General features: G+C 70.5%; 16 protein-coding genes. 8 read left to right on the top strand and 8 right to left on the bottom strand.

The window, feature by feature from the left end:
* Positions 1–25: 25 nt before the first annotated feature.
* The 3 genes from OG811_RS26885 to OG811_RS26875 form a co-directional block, all read right to left on the bottom strand.
* Positions 26–439, bottom strand: a complete 414-nt coding sequence (locus OG811_RS26885; RefSeq protein ID WP_406069687.1) for a DUF6069 family protein — start codon at positions 437–439, stop codon at positions 26–28.
* A gap of 75 nt (positions 440–514) precedes the next feature.
* Positions 515–991, bottom strand: a complete 477-nt coding sequence (locus tag OG811_RS26880) for a MarR family winged helix-turn-helix transcriptional regulator (RefSeq protein WP_406069686.1) — start codon at positions 989–991, stop codon at positions 515–517.
* A gap of 279 nt (positions 992–1,270) precedes the next feature.
* Positions 1,271–1,774 carry a MarR family winged helix-turn-helix transcriptional regulator gene (locus tag OG811_RS26875; protein ID WP_406069685.1) on the bottom strand — a complete coding sequence of 168 codons (504 nt, stop codon included), beginning with the start codon at positions 1,772–1,774 and terminating at the stop codon, positions 1,271–1,273.
* 68 nt (positions 1,775–1,842) lie between these two features.
* Here OG811_RS26875 and OG811_RS26870 point away from each other — a divergent pair, with 68 nt between their 5' ends.
* Positions 1,843–3,075 carry an MFS transporter gene (locus OG811_RS26870; protein WP_406069683.1) on the top strand — a complete coding sequence of 411 codons (1,233 nt, stop codon included), beginning with the start codon at positions 1,843–1,845 and terminating at the stop codon, positions 3,073–3,075.
* A gap of 17 nt (positions 3,076–3,092) precedes the next feature.
* Here OG811_RS26870 and OG811_RS26865 read toward each other — a convergent pair whose 3' ends face one another.
* Together OG811_RS26865 and OG811_RS26860 are read right to left on the bottom strand one after the other, a co-directional pair.
* Positions 3,093–3,284, bottom strand: a complete 192-nt coding sequence (locus OG811_RS26865) for a DUF397 domain-containing protein (RefSeq protein WP_406069681.1) — start codon at positions 3,282–3,284, stop codon at positions 3,093–3,095.
* Complete coding sequence (locus OG811_RS26860) at positions 3,275–4,042, bottom strand: DUF5753 domain-containing protein (RefSeq protein WP_406075936.1); 768 nt, start codon at positions 4,040–4,042, stop codon at positions 3,275–3,277. The genes OG811_RS26865 and OG811_RS26860 overlap by 10 nt, the downstream gene beginning before the upstream one ends.
* A 383-nt stretch (positions 4,043–4,425) precedes the next feature.
* Here OG811_RS26860 and OG811_RS26855 point away from each other — a divergent pair, with 383 nt between their 5' ends.
* Positions 4,426–4,671 carry a flavin reductase gene (locus OG811_RS26855; protein WP_406069679.1) on the top strand — a complete coding sequence of 82 codons (246 nt, stop codon included), beginning with the start codon at positions 4,426–4,428 and terminating at the stop codon, positions 4,669–4,671.
* Between the two features lie 16 nt (positions 4,672–4,687).
* Here the strand turns inward: OG811_RS26855 and OG811_RS26850 are convergent, their stop codons facing one another.
* The gene (locus tag OG811_RS26850) at positions 4,688–5,194 is read right to left on the bottom strand and encodes a DinB family protein (RefSeq protein ID WP_406069678.1); all 507 of its coding nucleotides are present in this window, start codon (positions 5,192–5,194) and stop codon (positions 4,688–4,690) included.
* Positions 5,191–6,228: an aldo/keto reductase gene (locus OG811_RS26845; RefSeq protein ID WP_406069676.1), complete on the bottom strand. Its 1,038-nt coding sequence runs from the start codon at positions 6,226–6,228 to the stop codon at positions 5,191–5,193. The genes OG811_RS26850 and OG811_RS26845 overlap by 4 nt, the downstream gene beginning before the upstream one ends.
* 374 nt (positions 6,229–6,602) lie before the next feature.
* Between OG811_RS26845 and OG811_RS26840 the strand changes: the two genes are divergently transcribed.
* The 6 genes from OG811_RS26840 (at position 6,603) to OG811_RS26815 (ending at position 14,280) form a co-directional block, all read left to right on the top strand.
* Positions 6,603–7,160: a hypothetical protein gene (locus tag OG811_RS26840; protein WP_406069674.1), complete on the top strand. Its 558-nt coding sequence runs from the start codon at positions 6,603–6,605 to the stop codon at positions 7,158–7,160.
* A complete protein-coding gene (locus tag OG811_RS26835; protein ID WP_406069673.1) occupies positions 7,157–10,477 on the top strand; it encodes a glycosyltransferase in 3,321 nt (1,106 codons plus the stop codon). Before OG811_RS26840 ends, OG811_RS26835 begins: the two co-directional genes overlap by 4 nt.
* Positions 10,478–10,715: 238 nt before the next feature.
* Positions 10,716–12,269, top strand: a complete 1,554-nt coding sequence (locus OG811_RS26830; protein WP_406069671.1) for an ArnT family glycosyltransferase — start codon at positions 10,716–10,718, stop codon at positions 12,267–12,269.
* 24 nt (positions 12,270–12,293) lie between these two features.
* Positions 12,294–12,755 carry an HNH endonuclease gene (locus OG811_RS26825; protein ID WP_406069669.1) on the top strand — a complete coding sequence of 154 codons (462 nt, stop codon included), beginning with the start codon at positions 12,294–12,296 and terminating at the stop codon, positions 12,753–12,755.
* A 233-nt stretch (positions 12,756–12,988) separates the two neighbouring features.
* Complete coding sequence (locus tag OG811_RS26820) at positions 12,989–13,138, top strand: hypothetical protein (RefSeq protein ID WP_406069668.1); 150 nt, start codon at positions 12,989–12,991, stop codon at positions 13,136–13,138.
* Between the two features lie 158 nt (positions 13,139–13,296).
* On the top strand, positions 13,297–14,280 hold the full coding sequence (locus OG811_RS26815) for a serine hydrolase domain-containing protein (RefSeq protein WP_406075935.1): 984 nt from the start codon (positions 13,297–13,299) through the stop codon (positions 14,278–14,280).
* 512 nt (positions 14,281–14,792) lie between these two features.
* Here the strand turns inward: OG811_RS26815 and OG811_RS26810 are convergent.
* A complete protein-coding gene (locus OG811_RS26810) occupies positions 14,793–15,485 on the bottom strand; it encodes an NUDIX hydrolase (protein ID WP_406069666.1) in 693 nt (230 codons plus the stop codon).
* Between the last annotated feature and the right edge of the window lie 34 nt (positions 15,486–15,519).

Genomic DNA, 15,519 nt, shown 5'->3' with positions numbered 1-15,519 from the left:
CGGTCAACGGCTTTACGGCGCGCGGTCAGCGGCGACGGGCCGGCAGCAGGGCGATCAGCACGACCGCCACGGCTACGTGCGTCGCGCCGAGGGCCAGCTTGGCGCCGCCGGTGGCCTCGGTGCCGAGCAGTGGGGCGAAGGACAGCAACGTCACCATGACGGCCAGCGAGATCCAGACAGGACGGGCGAACCGCGGGGCGAACCGCTCCAGCAGGGCCAACGTCGCCCAGCCGAGCAGTGCGACGCCCAGGGAGACCACGAAAATCGCGCCAGCCCCGATGACTGTTGCGGGCTGACCCGGATTCTCGACGGTGTAGTCAACTCCGGCCAGCGCGCCGATCGCCCAGATGGCCAGGCAGGCCACGACGGCGGCGCCGACGGCGAGGGCGCGGCGGCGCAGCGATGAGGTGGCAGGGGTCGCGACAGCGGTAGCACTCATGACGGCTCCTCGTTCAGGGAAAAGAACAAGTGAGACCGTAGCAGATAGTCTCGTCCAGAACTATCTGCTTTGGGATCAACAACCGGATCGGACACCCGGCGCGTACGGGGAGGTGTTGGCCAACGGGCCGTCCACCAGCGCCAGGAGAGCACGCAGAAACGCCTCCCGGTCTGGCTCTGGCAGGGTAGCGAGAAGATCGTCCTGGATGCGGCGAACCACCTGCTGCGCTCGCTGCAGGACCTGGTCCCCCGCCGGCGTCACCGCGACCAGCCGGGCCCGCCGATCCGTCGGCGCCGGGCGACGCTCGGCCAACCCGGCCCGCTCCAACTGGTCGAGCGTGACGACCATCGTGGTCTTGTCCACGCCGCACCGCTCGCCGATTTCCCGCTGGGTCAGGTCGCCGGTGCGGGCCTGCGCCAGCACATAGTGCGCCCGCGGTGAGATGCCCAGCTCGGCCAGCCCCGCCGCGTACTCGGTCTGCAGCGCGTGACTGGCCCAGGAGAGCAGGAACAACAGGTCCGGTGGGCCGTCGGCGGGCGTGCAGGAGGTCATGCGCCGAGGCTAGCAAGATCCTCGGCGACCAGACGGTTCGCGCGGCACCACCCGCGCCGGCAGGCCGGTCCGTTCGGCGACCGCCGCCGCGCTGGCCGACCCAGCACGATCGCCGCGAAGATCCGTCGCCGTCCGCCGTCCGCCGTCGGCCAGGGCTCCGGCCAGGGCATGCGCAGTCACGCCGGTCACCCTCGGGTGCGGTTGATCGACTCGGATTCCGGGGAATCGCGGCATCGACCGCCGGCTGCTGACACCCCGCTTTCCTTGAGAACGAGGCGATCACGCGCCCGCTGGCTCTTCGGCGACGAGCAGCACCCGACGCAGCAGGTCGGAGAGTTGTCGCCGTTCGGTCGGGGTGAGCGCGCCGAGCAGTCGGTGCTCCTCTGCGCCCTGGATCTCCATTGCCCCGAGCCACGCCGCCTGACCCGCGTCGGTGAGCTCCACGTCCACCCGCCGGCGGTCGACTGTCGAGGGAATCCGGCGCACGAAACCCCGCCGCAGCAGCGCGTCCACCCGCGCCGTGATCGAGGCGGGGGCCATCGCGAGGTCCGCTGCGAGGTCCGAGGGTGCGGCCCGGCCACGGCGGCCGGCCAGGGCGTGCAGGGTGTCGTACTCGTGGGCCTGCAGGTCGAGGTCGACCAGGACCCGTTCCTTGACCGTCCGCAGGTGCCGGACCAGCTTGATCATCCTGGTCACCGCGCCCTCGACGTCCGCGTCGAGGGCCGGCACCACGGGTAGCCAACGCTCGATGTGCCGGTCGACGGCATCCGGGATGGTGGTCACCGCGCCAGCTTACCTCGGTGCCGAGATATTCATTGCCGAAAGGTTCGATGTCGAAGTATGTTGCCGATATGGTTCACCCCCTGCGCACCCGCTCCTTCCGGCTGCTGTTCCTCGGCCGCACCGTCTCCACCCTCGGCGACGCGGTGGTGCCCGCCGCGCTGGCCCTGGCCGTGCTGCGGGCCACCGGCTCCACCGGCGCGCTGGCCGTCGTCCTCGCCGCGGCGATGGTTCCCCGACTGCTCCTGCTGCCACTCGGCGGTGTCCTCGCCGACCGGTTCGACGCCCGCCGGGTCGCCCTGCTGGCCGACCTGGTCCGCTGCGCGACCCAGCTCGCGGTCGGCGTGGAGTTGCTCGGCGGCGACCCGTCGCTGACCACCGTCGTCGTGGCGTCCGCGCTCGGCGGCACCGCGTCGGCGTTCGCCATGCCGACCGCGTCCCCGCTGGTCGCCGGCACCGTCGAACCGGCCGGCCGGCAGCGGGCCAACGCCCTGATGGGGATCACCGCGAACACCAGCCGGCTCGCCGGTCCGGCGCTGGCCGGCGCGCTGATCTGGGCCGCCGGACCCGGCTGGGCGTTCATCCTCGACAGCGCGTCGTTCGCGCTCAGCGCCGCCCTGCTCGCGCTGGTGCGGGTCCGCCACGTGCCGGTGCCCCGCCGCTCCGTCCTCGCCGACCTGCGGCACGGCTTCGGCGAGGTGCGCGCCCGCGACTGGTTCTGGACCAGCCTGCTCGGGCACGGCGTGTGGAACGGCGCGGCCGCCGTGCTGATGACCCTCGGGCCGGTCATCGCCATCGACCGACTCGGTGGCGAGACGACCTGGGTGCTGTTGTTGCAGGCCGGCGCGGTCGGCATGCTCACCGGATCGCTGTTGGCCGGGCGGGTCCGGCTACACCGGCCGGTGCTGCTGGCCAACCTCGGGTTGGCCAGCTACGCCGCCCCGCTGTTCCTGCTCGCCGTCGCCGCGCCCGCCCCAGCGGTGATCGCCGCGTACGCCGTGGCGCTGACCGCCCTCGGCTACCTCAACCCGGTCTGGGAAACCGTCGTGCAGCACCACTTTCCGCCGGACGTCCTGGCCCGCGTCACCTCGTACGACTGGCTGGTGTCGCTGGGCGCCATGCCACTGGGGTACGCGTTGGCGCCGCTGGCCGCCGACGCGTTCGGCGCGCCCGTGCCGCTGGCGGTCGCCGGCCTGCTGGTGCTCGCCTCGTGCGCGGGCACTGCGCTCGTCCCCGGCGTACGCCGACTCACCTGGCCGGCGGCCCCGCAACCGCAACCGGCCGAACCCGCTGACGTCCGCTGATCAGATCGGGCCGTCGGTCAACCGGCGTCGCGTGCCATCGCGACGAAGCCACGCCACGACTCCGGGCTGAAGGTGAGCGTTGCGCCGTCGCGATCTTTCGTGTCCCGAACGAGGACCACGCCGGAGAGGTTGTCGGCAACCTCGACACAGTCACCGCCGTTGCCGCCGCTCTTTGTGCTCTTACGCCACCGCGCACCGGTCATGTCCATGATGCTGCCGCTTCTCTGAGAAGTGCCAAGGAACGCCCTCGGGGCAGAGCCTCTCCGCGAATACGCTCCCACCGTCGTTCCAGGCTAACAAGTTCCGACGCCTGATCGAGGATCTGCGCCCGTGCAGGGCTGTCGACGTGCGCGACCCGCGACCCGTCCGGCATGTCCGCAATGGTGAACGGTCCGTCGAGCCCGGGATAGCTGGGTGCGTCCGCCGGGACGATGTGGAGCTGCACGCTGCCCATCTCGGCGTACCCGAGCAGGCGCGCGAGTTGCACCGCCATCAAGGCGCGGTCGTCGCCGACGCGCCGCCTCAGCACCCCCTCGTCCAGCACGGCGATCAGCAGTGGTCCGCTGTCCCGGCTGAGAATCGCCTGCCGACTGATTCGCGCCTCCGCGAATTCGGCGACCGCCTCCGGTTTCAGCACCCCACCGGCCAGGGTCGCCCGCGCGTACGCCTCCGTCTGCAGCAGTCCGGGCACCCACGCCAGTTGGAACGACCGCAGCGTCACCGCCTCGCGTTCGAGGTCGACCCACGGCCGGAACCACACGGGTTCGCGGCGACGGACGACGTCCGGCCAAAGCGCGTCGGCGTCTTTTGCCAGGAGCTCTGCGACGGTCGACCGGTGTCGGCTCTGCGGAATGTGCCCCGGGTTTGCCCACCTGGCGACGGTCTTCGGGTGCACGCCGATCCGACCTGCGAGGCTTTCGGCGGTGTGACCCGCTCCGGCGAGCGCCGCGACAAAGGCGTGGTTCATGCCAACCCTCCCCCTGAACAAAACAACTGCCCGAAGGAGATTACACAACGCTGTGTGATTGTCCGGCAACCCTCGGCACAGTGCTGTGTAGACGGCGCGACCGGCAGGGACCCGAATCCGGCGGACGCGTTCGCAGCGGGGCCGCCCCGACGGGCGAGCACTCACGGGGCGGCCCCTTCCCAACGCCAGTCAGGGGGAATCGGTGTCAGACGAGGACGAGAAGCCACGGAAGCCGGACAAGCCGCAACCGGAGGTGCGGGGATGACCGGCCTCGTGCTCAGGGCAGGGGACGTGGTCCTCCTGACCACCGCCGCGAGCGTTCAATTCCTGAAAACCCGCTTACCCGCACCGATCCGGCGTCACGGTCCCGTGGGGGTCGCCTGATGCCCGAGCGTCCGAAGCACTCCCCATTGCGGCCGTCGTGGCGCTGCCCGGTCTGCGGCATCCTGTGGCCGTGCTCGGCCGCGAAACTGCGCCTCCTCGGCGAGTACCGCGAGGATCGGCCGGGCCTGTTGATCCACCTGGCGAAGGTTCAGGAGGCAGCCGAAGCCGATCTCACCGCGCTCAACCCAAACGGTGTGCTTCCCAATCTGACCCCGCGTTTCGTCGGCTGGGCCGAAGCCCGCTGATCAGGTCGCGTCGGCCTCACTCTCCGGTCGGGCCGCCGGCGAGTTCGGCGACCACGTCGAGGTGACCGAGGTGACGGGCGTACTCCTGGACCAGGTGGAACAGCACCCGCTCCAGCGACGCCGGGTCGGCGCCGTTCCAGCGCGGGCCCGGCGCACCGACCTCCGCCAGGTCGTGCGCCGTCACCACCTCGGTGGTGTGCGCCCCCTGAGCGCGCAGCGCCGCCACCAGGTCCGCGCGGGTCTCGTCGGGGGCGACGTACCAGCGGTCCTGGTGGCGGTCGCCCCACGGCTCGGCGACATTCCGGCCCTGGAAACCCCACTCGATCCAGCGCAGCTCGACGTGACGCAGATGCTTGAGCAACTCCAGCGGAGTCCACCCCGACGGCAGCCGGCTGCGCCGCAGCTCCGACTCGGCCAACGCCGACACCTTCTCCACCATGGACTCGCGGAAATAGTCCAGGTAGCGCAGGAACACCTCGGTGCGGCTGCCAGCGGGAGCGGTGGGTTCGGGAAAGACGGTCATTGTCCGGAAACGGTCGGCAGGTCGCGTGCGCGCTGCCGCACACCCGCCCCGCCGTACGGGTAGTCACCCACGGGCGGGGCGCTCGCCTCGTCCAGCAACCGCATCTGCTCGGCGTCGAGAATCAGGTCGGCGGCGGTCAGGTTGTCGTCGAGCTGCTCGGTGGTACGCGCACCGAGGATCACCGAGGTGACCGCCGGCCGGGCCGCCAGCCAGGCCAGCGCCACCGCCGACATGGACACGCCGCGTTCCCCGGCGACCCGGCCAACCGCGTCGAGCACCCGCCAGGTGCGCTCGTCGGCGTTGCGACCCGCGTACGCCTCGACGCCGCGCTCCGGGTTCTCGCCGAGCCGGGTAGCGCCGCTGGGCACGCTGTCGCGCTGGTACTTGCCGGTCAGCCAGCCGCCGCCCAGCGGCGACCACGGCAGGATCCCGATGCCCTCGTTCTCGCAGACCGGCACCAGCTCGAACTCGATCTCGCGGGCCAGCAGGTTGTACTGCGGTTGCAGGGCCACGATCGGGGTGAGGTTGAGGTGCTGGGTGAGCAGGGCCGCCTTCTGCAACTGCCAACCGGTGAAGTTACTGACACCCGCGTAACGGATCTTGCCCGCGCTCACCGCGTCGTCGAAGAATCGCAGCGTCTCCGGCAGGGGGGTCAGCGGGTCCCAGGCGTGCGCCTGGTACAGGTCGACGGCCTCGACGCCGAGCCGCCGCAGGCTGGCGTCCAGGGCGCGGGTGAGGTGCACCCGGGACAGGCCGGCGTCGTTCGCCCCCGGGCCCATCGGGAACCGCCCCTTCGTGGCGATGACCAGCCGGTCACGCAGGTCCGGCCGCGTCCGCAGCCAGCGTCCGACGATGTCCTCCGAGACACCGGCGGAGTAGACGTCGGCGGTGTCGATGACGGTGCCCCCGGCCTCGACGAACCGGTCCAGTTGGGCGAAACTGCCGGCCTCGTCGGTTTCCGCGCCGAAGGTCATCGTGCCAAGACACAGGGTCGACACCACCGTGCCGGTGGTGCCCAGAGTGCGATAGCGCATGTCGTCCTTCCGGTCCGAGTGACAAAGCTGATCTTCGCACCTGATCAGACCGCTTGCACGCGGAGACCTATGGGCACTCACGCGGCGGCTTCGCCGGTCATGATGGGTGGCGCGTCCGTCCGCAACGGAACCTTGCAACCGTTCGTCCTGTTTCGCCGCTCAAGAGGACGATCGCTCCGTTCGACCGTTCACAGCCCACATTTCGGGATATGCGAATGACGAAACATCTGCCGGACCGCCTGCCCTTCGAATCAGGACATACACCGACAAGCTCCCCATAACCTCGACCGGTGGCTGTTCACATGTCTTTCGATGGGTTGCCAGGTCGCCCTCAGCACGTTCTGCCCACTGTCCTGTCCCGACCCATCGAACCGGTGTTCGTGGACGCCACTGGCATCCGCCGCCGCCGGATTCGACGCGCGGGCGTGCTGGTCGCAGTCGCCTCGCTGAGCTACCTGCCGATGGCCGCGACCGCTCTGCTCCCCGGTCCGCCGGCGCCCGCGCAGCCCGCTCCACTGTTCGTCGGCGACCGGACCGGAGAACAGCCTCGCGCGGCGCCGCCGCCGCTCGGCGATCCGCATCAGAACCTCACCCCCGAACCGGAAGACACCGTGGATGGCCCACAACTTCCGGCAGACCGGGCGCCGGCGCCGGACGATATGGCGCCGACGACCGAGCCGTCGATCAACCCGACCTATCCCGAACCCAGCCACTCGGCCGACGTGCTCCCGACCGGTCGTCCGTCCACCACCCCAATGCCCCCGACCTCGTCCCCGACCTCGTCCCCGACCTCGCCGCCGGCCCCGCTGCCCGAGGGCTCGACACCGCCCGTCACCGCCTCGCCGACCATGTCCACTCCGGCCGAACCCAGTCCCGGACCCGTCGCGACCCGGCCGATCACGCTTGAGCTCGCGCCATGGGTGGCGGGATGATCCTGGTGAACCGTCGCCGCCGCGCCGCCGGCCACGCCGGTGACCGTCGGCCCGGCCGCATCGGCCAGGGAGTCAGCCGGTTCGTCTGCGCCTCACTGGCGACGGTGGTGATCTGCGTGCTGTTTGTGGAGGCGTACGCCAACGCCAGCTTCAGACCCGATCATGTACGGGAGGCCGAGGACCAGGGCACCGTCCCGGCCGATGTCCTCAACGGCGGGCCGGTACTCGATGCCCGGCAGGACCAGCCCCGCTCCTACCGCCTACCCCCGCGGACCATCGCCCTCACCTTCGACGACGGGCCGGACCCCGTCTGGACCCCCCGGGTGCTGGACGTCCTACACCGACACCGAACCCCGGCCACCTTCTTCGTGATCGGCTCGCAGGTGGCCAGGCACCGGGACCTGGCACGGCGGTCCGTCCAGGAGGGTCACGAACTCGGCGTGCACACCTTCACCCACCCGGACGTGAGCCTGCTGCCGGGATGGCGACAACGGATGGAGTACGCGCAGACCCAGATGGCGATCGCGGACGCGGCTGGCGTGCGCACCAGTCTGCTGCGCTTCCCCTACTCCTCGCTGCCCAGCGCCGTCGACGACGCGCACTGGCCGGCGATCCGGGAGGCTGGCCGGCTCGGCTACCTGACGGTGGTGAACGACGTCGACAGCGAGGACTGGGTCCGACCCGGCGTGGACGTGATCGTGCGGAAGATGACGCCCGCTGACGGAGCGGGTGCGGTGGTGCTGCTGCACGACGCTGGCGGGGACCGGTCGCAGACCATCGCGGCGCTGGACCGGTTTATCCCGATGATGCAGGCGCGCGGCTACACCTTCACCACGGTCAGCGACGGGATGAACCGGGCACGGCAGGGCGCGGCTCCGTTCGTCGGCAACGCCCCCACGTCGACCATGGACCGCTGGCGGGCCTCCCCCGTGGTGTGGGCGATCCGGCTGGCGGACTCGATCCTGCGCGGGCTCACCCTGCTCTTCGTGGTGGTCGGGGTCCTCGTCCTGACCCGGACGCTGCTGCTGCTCCTGATCGCCGGCCGGCTCGCCCGGCGCAGGCGGGCGCACCGCTGGCCCTGGGGAACATTCGACGCACCGGTGTCGGTGATCGTGCCCGCGTACAACGAACGGGCCGGAATAGTCGCCACGGTCCGTTCGCTGGTGGCCAACGACCACCGGGACATCGAGGTGATCGTGGTCGACGACGGTTCGACCGACGGCACGGCAGACCTCGTCGACACGCTGTGTCTAAACAGCGTCCGGGTGATCCGCAAGCCCAACGGGGGCAAGGCCAGCGCCCTCAACACCGGGCTCCTGTACGCCTCGCACGACATCATCGTGACCGTCGACGCGGACACCGTCTTCGAACCGGATGCGATCCGACGGCTGATCGAGCCGTTCAACGACCCGCGGATCGGAGCGGTAGCCGGAAACGTCAAGGTCGCCAACCGGCGGCGGCTACTCGGCCAGTGGCAGCACATCGAGTACGTCATCGGCTTCAATCTGGACCGTCGGTTCTACGAGAGGCTCGGCTGCATGGCCACAGTCCCGGGAGCCATTGGGGCCTTCCGCCGCCGTGCCCTGGTCGGCGTCGGGGGGATGAGCGGTGACACCCTGGCCGAGGACACCGACATCACCATGGCGGTCCTCCGCGCCGGGTGGCGGGTGGTGTACCAGGACCGCGCCCGCGCCTGGACGGAGGCACCCGCCACCGTGCGCGAGCTGTGGCGGCAGCGCTACCGGTGGAGTTACGGCACCATGCAGGCGATGTGGAAGCACCGGGGCGCGGTGTTCGATCGGGGCGCCTCGGGCCGATTCGGCCGGTTCGGCCTGCCGATGCTCGCCCTCTTCGGCGTGGTGCTGCCACTGCTCGGTCCGGTGCTGGACCTGCTCGCCCTCTACGGCCTCTTCTTCCTGGACACGACGAAGACCGCAGTGGCCTGGGTGGCGATGCTGGTCGTCCAGGCGGCGACCGCCGCGGTGGCCTTCCGGCTCGACCGGGAACGGATACGCCCGCTGCTGACCCTACCGATCCAGCAGTTCGCCTACCGCCAGCTGATGTACGTGGTCCTGGCGCGGTCCGTGGTGACCGCGGTGACCGGCTCCCGGCTCGGCTGGCGCAAGCTCAAGCGGGCCGGTGACGTCGTGGACGACAACCGTCTCGCCCGGTCCCCGTCGGCGACCGCCGGACGCGAGGGGCGCGACCGCTGGTTCGACGCGCTGCGGGCGCTGGCGCTGGCTCGGGTCATCACGTACCACATGTTCGGGGCCGCCTGGCTGAGCGTCGCCTTCCCCGCCATGGGCGTGATGTTCGCGCTGGGCGGCTCCCTGATGGCCAGTTCGCTCGACCGCTCGCCGCAGCGGGCGGTCAGCGGCCGGCTCCGGCGCCTGCTACCGGCGCTGTGGGCCCTGGGCATCGTGCTGCTGCCCCTGATGGTCTGGCACGGCTGGTCCGACCGTCCGGCCTGGCCGGCGCTGCTGAGCTGGCTGGTCCCGGTGCTGCAGCCACCGGGCAATGCGTGGGCGGCGGACGTCACGGGTGTGCTGTGGTACCTCGTCGCGTACCTGTGGTTCGTGCTCCTCTCCCCCGCGGTGCTGACGCTGTACCGACGCTGGCCGGTGTGGTCCGTGCTCACGCCGCTGGCCGGCGTGGTCCTGCTGCAGACCGCGGCACCGGCACTGGGCGGACCGGTGGATTCGGTACTGACCGACCTGGCCACGTTCGGCGCCTGCTGGCTCCTGGGCTTCGCACACCGCGACGGTCAGCTGCAGCGGCTCCCACTTCGGTTCCTGCTGGCCATGGCGGCGCTGTGCCTGGGACTCGCCGTCGGCTGGCTCGTCATCCACCCGGGCGCCGGGCTCGACCTCAACGACATCCCGGTGGCGCAGGCGTTCTGGTCGCTCGGATTCGTGCTGCTGCTGTTGCGGATGTCCCCACAGATGACCTGGCTGGCCCGGATCCGGCCACTCGACCGGCTGGTCACCGCGTTGAACAGTCGCGCCCTGACCATCTACCTCTGGCACAACGCCGTCATCGCGGTCTGCTTCGCCGTCGGTGACCTGCTCGGGGTCTGGCGACTCGGCAAGCTGGGCTACCTGGTGGTGGCCCTGGTGCTCCTCACCGGCCTGGTTCTGGCCCTCGGTTGGATCGAGGACCTCAGCGCCCGACGGTCCCCTCGATTGTTGCCCTGGCCTCGGCCGCCGCAAACGACAGGTCGGGATCGGGCAGTGCAGCCGGCTTCGGGGGCCGCCGCGTCCGATGAACAGGAAGTTCCAGATGTGCTCCACGAACACGCTCGATCAGTACTGACGTGAGCGTTGTTCGGGGTGAAACCACGCCACGACGGCACGGCCGGAAATCAACACGATCCGGCTGAGCCGCCGCTGGCGGGAGACGGTGATGGGGGTGATCACCGTCGGCCGGCACGGGCCTCGCCTCCTACGGGCCCGTGCCGGCTGCTGGCCGCACTGCTTCCTGGCGGTGGACGCCGCGCAGGGGTCGACGTCAGGTGGCAGACGAGAAATACCGCAGCGAATCGGTGATGATGTGTGCGTGAGCGAACCCTCCACCGCCACCGACCGCCCCCACCAGCCGGCTCCAACGTCCCCGCCGCCGGGGCCACCGACGCCCGGCCCCCGCACGCTCGGGCCATGGCTGGTGGCCGGGGCGGTCAGCGTGACGCTGCTGCTGCTCGCCGGCCGCTACGGCTACCACCGCGACGAGCTGTACTTCCTGCTCGCCGGCCGACACCTGGACTGGGGTTACGTCGATCAGGGCCCCCTGGTTCCGGCGCTGGCCCGGCTGCTCGACACGATCGCGCCGGGCAACCTGGTGGTGCTGCGTACCCCGTCGGCGTTGCTGGCCGGCGGCGCGGTCCTGCTGGTCGCCGCCATCGCCCGTGAGCTGGGCGCCGGCCGGGGCGGGCAGACCTTCGCGGCGGTGCTGGCCGCGCTGTCCGGCATCGTGCTCGCCGGCGGGCACCTGCTCAGCACCACCACCGTCGACCTGCTGGTCTGGCTGGCCGCGGCGTGGTGTGCGGTGCGGTTGCTGCGCACCGGCGACAGCCGCTGGGCGCTGGGCATCGGGCTGGCGCTCGGCGTGGGCATGCTCAGCAAGGTGCTGCCCGCGCTGCTGGCCGTGGGCCTGATCGCCGGGGTGCTCATCGCCGGGCCACGCCGGCTGCTGCGCGACCGGTGGGTGCTCGCCGCCGCCGGGATCGCCGTGCTGCTGGCCGCACCGAACCTGATCTGGCAGGCGACGCACGGCTTTCCGCAGCTCGGTGTGGCGGCCTCCATCTCCGAAGGCGACAGCTCCTACAGTGGCCGCCTCAACGCGTTCACCCTCCAGTTCGTCATCATCAGCCCGTACGCCGTGCCGATCTGGATCGCCGGCCTCGTCGCGCTCCTGCGCCGACCGGCGTGGCGGGCGTACCGGGCGGTGGGTTGGTCCTGGTTGGTCGTGGTCGGCGTCGTGCTGATCGCCGGCGGCAAGGGCTACTACGACGCGCCGCTGCTGCTGGTCCTCACCGCCGCCGGCGCGGTGGTGACCGTCGCCTGGGCGTCGCGCGGGTCAGTCCGCCTGCGTCGGGGCCTGCTCGCGCTGGGCGCGGTGCCGTTCCTCCTGCCCACCATCGTGCTGCTGCTGCCGGTGCTGCCGGCCGACCGGCTGCCCGGTTTCGTGCTCGACGTCAACTACGACGCCGGCGAGACCATCGGCTGGCCGGCGTTCGCCGACTCGGTCGCCACCGTCCACCGTGGTCTGCCGCCCGAGGAGCGTTCGCGGGCGGTCGTCCTGACCGGCAACTACGGCGAGGCCGGTGCGCTGGCCCGCTACGGTCCGGCCCGTGACCTGCCCCGCGCGTACTCCGGGCACAACAGCATGGTCGATTTCGGCCGGCCACCCGCCGACGCGGACGTGGTCATCGCCGTCGGCTGGGACCGTCCCGACCGGCTGAACACGTGGTTCGACGAGTGCACGCTCGCCGGGCGGGTGGATCAGCGGGTCGAGGTGGACAACGACGAGAACGGCGGCCCGATCTTCGTATGCCGAGGGCTGCGGCGTCCGTGGGCGCAGATCTGGGACACCGAGGTACGCCACACCGGGTGACAGCGGCGCGGGTACGGTGACGGCGTGCTCTCGGCGGTGAAGGGTCTCTCGCGGTACCACACCGAGGAGTCGCTGCGTGCGTACCTGCTGGGGCGCTCGCACCGCACCGACGACGGCTGTCTCGTCATCCACGGCTACGGTCAGCGACGCGGGGTCCACCAGAAGGTCGCCGGGCGGGCCTGGGCGCACATCGCCGCGTTCGTGGTCCTCGTCGGCGGGTACGACCCCACCCTCGACGTCGATCACCTCTGCGGTGTCGCCGACTGCATCGAGCCGACGCATCTGCGCCAGGTCAGCCGCTCAGAGACCTGCCGGACCCGGTCGCAGCCACCGCAGTGCCGCAACGGCCACGACCGCGAGCTCGACGACGCCACGGGCCGATACCGTCGGGTCTGCCGGGCGTGCAACCGGGAGGCCCAACGCCGTTGGCGTGAACGCGCCGCCGCCGAGGTCGCCCAGGCGCGCGCGGCGTACGGCCGCTCGTAGCCCGCGTACGGCCGGGTGAAGTGCGTCTCGCGTACCTAAATGGCCCTCTCGACTGGCAGGCTCGCGTAATCCAACTGTCTTGTATTCGCGTCCATGGCTCGTCCGCAATCACGGTGAGTCACACGGAGCATGGTGCTGGCGGCGAGATCTGCATCCACGATCATCGTCTGATGACGCGGCGGGCGATCTGGATGCCGTACTGACCGTGAGGATGTCCGGACGACTGGCGCGCCATGTCACGGCAGATGCGGATGCGCGGCGGCAGCTCGCACTGGACGTGGCGGGTTGTGCTGCTCGTGCTCGGCACCACCCCGCGCGCCGTTGACAGCGACCTCATCGAAGGTCTGGTACGCAAAATGGGCCGGCACGGTTCTGGACGTTGACGTCGAGGCTCTGCGCCAGGACGTGGCCGTCTCTCACGACCGAATCATCGCTGCGGCGGGCCGGGCTAGGCCCTCTCACCCGGGCCGCTCCGAAAGCGGAAATTCCGGTATAACGAGCATGCTGTTCCGCTGGCCGATATCCCCTCGGAGTGCCCATGATGACGCAGTTGCGTGACCGTCTCGACGAAGTACTCCAAGCTGGCCAGGTCGGCGGTCTGCACGCCGTCGCGGCGGTTCGCGGTGGTCAAACCTTGCTGGAGTACTACATGGCCGGCGAGGACTTCGCCTGGGGCGAGTCGCTGGGCGTCGTCGAGTTCGGGCCCGAGACGCTGCACGACATCCGGTCCGTCACCAAGAGTGTGACCGTGCTGTTGTACGGCATTGCGCTCGGCGAAGGGTTGGTCCCGCCGCCGGCGGAGCCGCTCCTGCGGCGGTTCCCGCAGTACCCCGACCTGGCAGCCGACCCCCGGCATGCCCGGCTCACCATCGAGCACGCGCTGACAATGTCGTTGGGCGTGGAATGGCGCGAAGATCTCCCGTACAACAGCCCGGCCAACGCCGAGATCGCGATGGAGCTGGCGCCGGACCGGTACCGGTACATCCTGGAGCGGCCGATCATCGAGCCGCCCGGCACCCGATGGACCTACTGCGGCGGTGCCACGGCTCTGCTCGGCCGACTGATCGCCGACGGCACCGGGCAATCGCTGCCGCAGTACGCGCAGGCCGTGCTGTTCGCGCCGCTGGGCATCGGCAGCTTCGAGTGGATGACCGGCGCGGACGGAATGGCCTCCGCCGCGTCCGGGCTGCGACTCGCGCCCCGCGACCTGGCCAGGCTCGGCGAGCTGGTGGTGGCCGAGGGAACCTGGGACGGTCAGCCGATCGTCCCCGCCGACTGGATCCGAACGATGCTCCAACCACGCCTGAAGACCCCCTGGGGCGCGCAGTACGGCTACCAGTGGTACATCGAATCCATCGAGGGCCATCGGCTGGTGGCCGGCATGGGCAACGGCGGCCAGCGCCTGTTCGTCCTGCCCGACCTGGACCTCACCGTGGCCGTCACCGCCGGCAACTACGACGACCCCGACCAGTGGCGGACCCCGCTCACGGTGCTGGAACGGGTCATCCTCCCCGCAATGGCTTGACGGCACCGCGCCCGTCGGTCAGCCCGTCGGCAGGGCACACATCTGAGCCGGACGTCACCTCGCGCATGCGGTTGGGACAGTTTCTGCGTTCGCCGGAAAGGCACCCGCGGCACGGCACCCGATCGACATCCGGTCATGGGCGAATCAGTATGTGGGCGGACGCCGAGCGGCTTCACCAGCAGTGACGAAGGGGTTCGTTTCCGCTGCTGTGGAGAGCCGCGAGCAGCCACCTTGGGAAGAGATCTCCTGGGTAGATCGTCATGACGGGCTGTAGCGGTACCAGGTGCCACCGACGGCCTGGTCGACGAAGCTGACGAATCGCCATTACATCGGATACGTGACCCTGCCAGTTGAGCGCCGCTCGCTCCAGTCGACCGCCGCTCGCTGCCAGCCGACTGCCGACTGCCGCTCGAAGCAACGTCCCGTCCTCCGCATGCCCGAGAACTGGGCGGCCTGACTGCCATGACGCTTCGTAGCCACTGTTGGGTCGCGTCCGCGCTGATCCCGGCAAATCAGTGCGTCTCGCCGGAGCTGCAGAGATGGAGCGGCAGGACTGCGGCGGTCGTCACGGCCAGGTCGCGGTCGAGAACCTCGTCCCGCGGGACGAACACCATTGCGCGGCCCTCGCCGACCGCCACATCCTGTTGCCGAGCATCGGTCCTGCCACGGAAGACGTGAACAGTCACCGTGTGCGGGAAGCCGGCCTCGTACGGACGTGGGCCGCTCCACAACGCACGCAACTCACCCGTCCTCAGGCCCGTCTCCTCCAATAGCTCCCGGTGCGCCGCCTGTTCAGGCGTCTCGCCCGGCTCGACATGACCACCCGGCAGGCTCCACTGGTTCGGAGAAGCCGAAGTTTGATCATCGCGGTGCTGCAGGAGTACCGCCTCCGAGGAATCGACGAGAAGCACCAGCGCAATTTCATAGGTCGCCATGGCAAGATCGTCCCAGGCCCGCTGCCGGCCGGCACCACGCGGCGCACTCATTGCGACAGATCCGGACGCCGACCCTAGCTCGCTTTCGCTACGGTCCGTGACGCGCTCCGACAGTGGCCGGCCTGCGGCGGAAAACCCGGTCCGATCGAACACGCGAGGCTGCCAGTTGGACGGGCCCAAATTCGGGCTCGATCGCGCGTCGTCGATGAGCTTGTCGATGAAACGCGGGTCAGGGGTCGTGCCGCCCGCCAGCGCTGCCCGCAGCCGCACCGACGAGCGGCTGTCCTCCCGCGCTCGGAACGCT

The sequence above is a fragment of the Micromonospora sp. NBC_01638 genome (assembly GCF_045209745.1).
Lineage (GTDB): Bacteria > Actinomycetota > Actinomycetes > Mycobacteriales > Micromonosporaceae > Micromonospora.
Note: the sequence above shows the minus strand (reverse complement) of the source record. Positions and strands in the feature narration are given on the sequence as shown.

Bases quoted from the DNA above. Each gene is read 5' to 3' on its own strand.
- OG811_RS26885 (WP_406069687.1), bottom strand. From the start codon at position 439: ATGAGTGCTACCGCTGTCGCGACCCCTGCCACCTCATCGCTGCGCCGC.
- OG811_RS26880 (WP_406069686.1), bottom strand. From the start codon at position 991: ATGACCTCCTGCACGCCCGCCGACGGCCCACCGGACCTGTTGTTCCTG.
- OG811_RS26870 (WP_406069683.1), top strand. From the start codon at position 1,843: ATGGTTCACCCCCTGCGCACCCGCTCCTTCCGGCTGCTGTTCCTCGGC.
- OG811_RS26865 (WP_406069681.1), bottom strand. From the start codon at position 3,284: ATGGACATGACCGGTGCGCGGTGGCGTAAGAGCACAAAGAGCGGCGGC.
- OG811_RS26860 (WP_406075936.1), bottom strand. From the start codon at position 4,042: ATGAACCACGCCTTTGTCGCGGCGCTCGCCGGAGCGGGTCACACCGCC.
- OG811_RS26855 (WP_406069679.1), top strand. From the start codon at position 4,426: ATGCCCGAGCGTCCGAAGCACTCCCCATTGCGGCCGTCGTGGCGCTGC.
- OG811_RS26850 (WP_406069678.1), bottom strand. From the start codon at position 5,194: ATGACCGTCTTTCCCGAACCCACCGCTCCCGCTGGCAGCCGCACCGAG.
- OG811_RS26845 (WP_406069676.1), bottom strand. From the start codon at position 6,228: ATGCGCTATCGCACTCTGGGCACCACCGGCACGGTGGTGTCGACCCTG.
- OG811_RS26835 (WP_406069673.1), top strand. From the start codon at position 7,157: ATGATCCTGGTGAACCGTCGCCGCCGCGCCGCCGGCCACGCCGGTGAC.
- OG811_RS26820 (WP_406069668.1), top strand. From the start codon at position 12,989: ATGTCACGGCAGATGCGGATGCGCGGCGGCAGCTCGCACTGGACGTGG.
- OG811_RS26815 (WP_406075935.1), top strand. From the start codon at position 13,297: ATGACGCAGTTGCGTGACCGTCTCGACGAAGTACTCCAAGCTGGCCAG.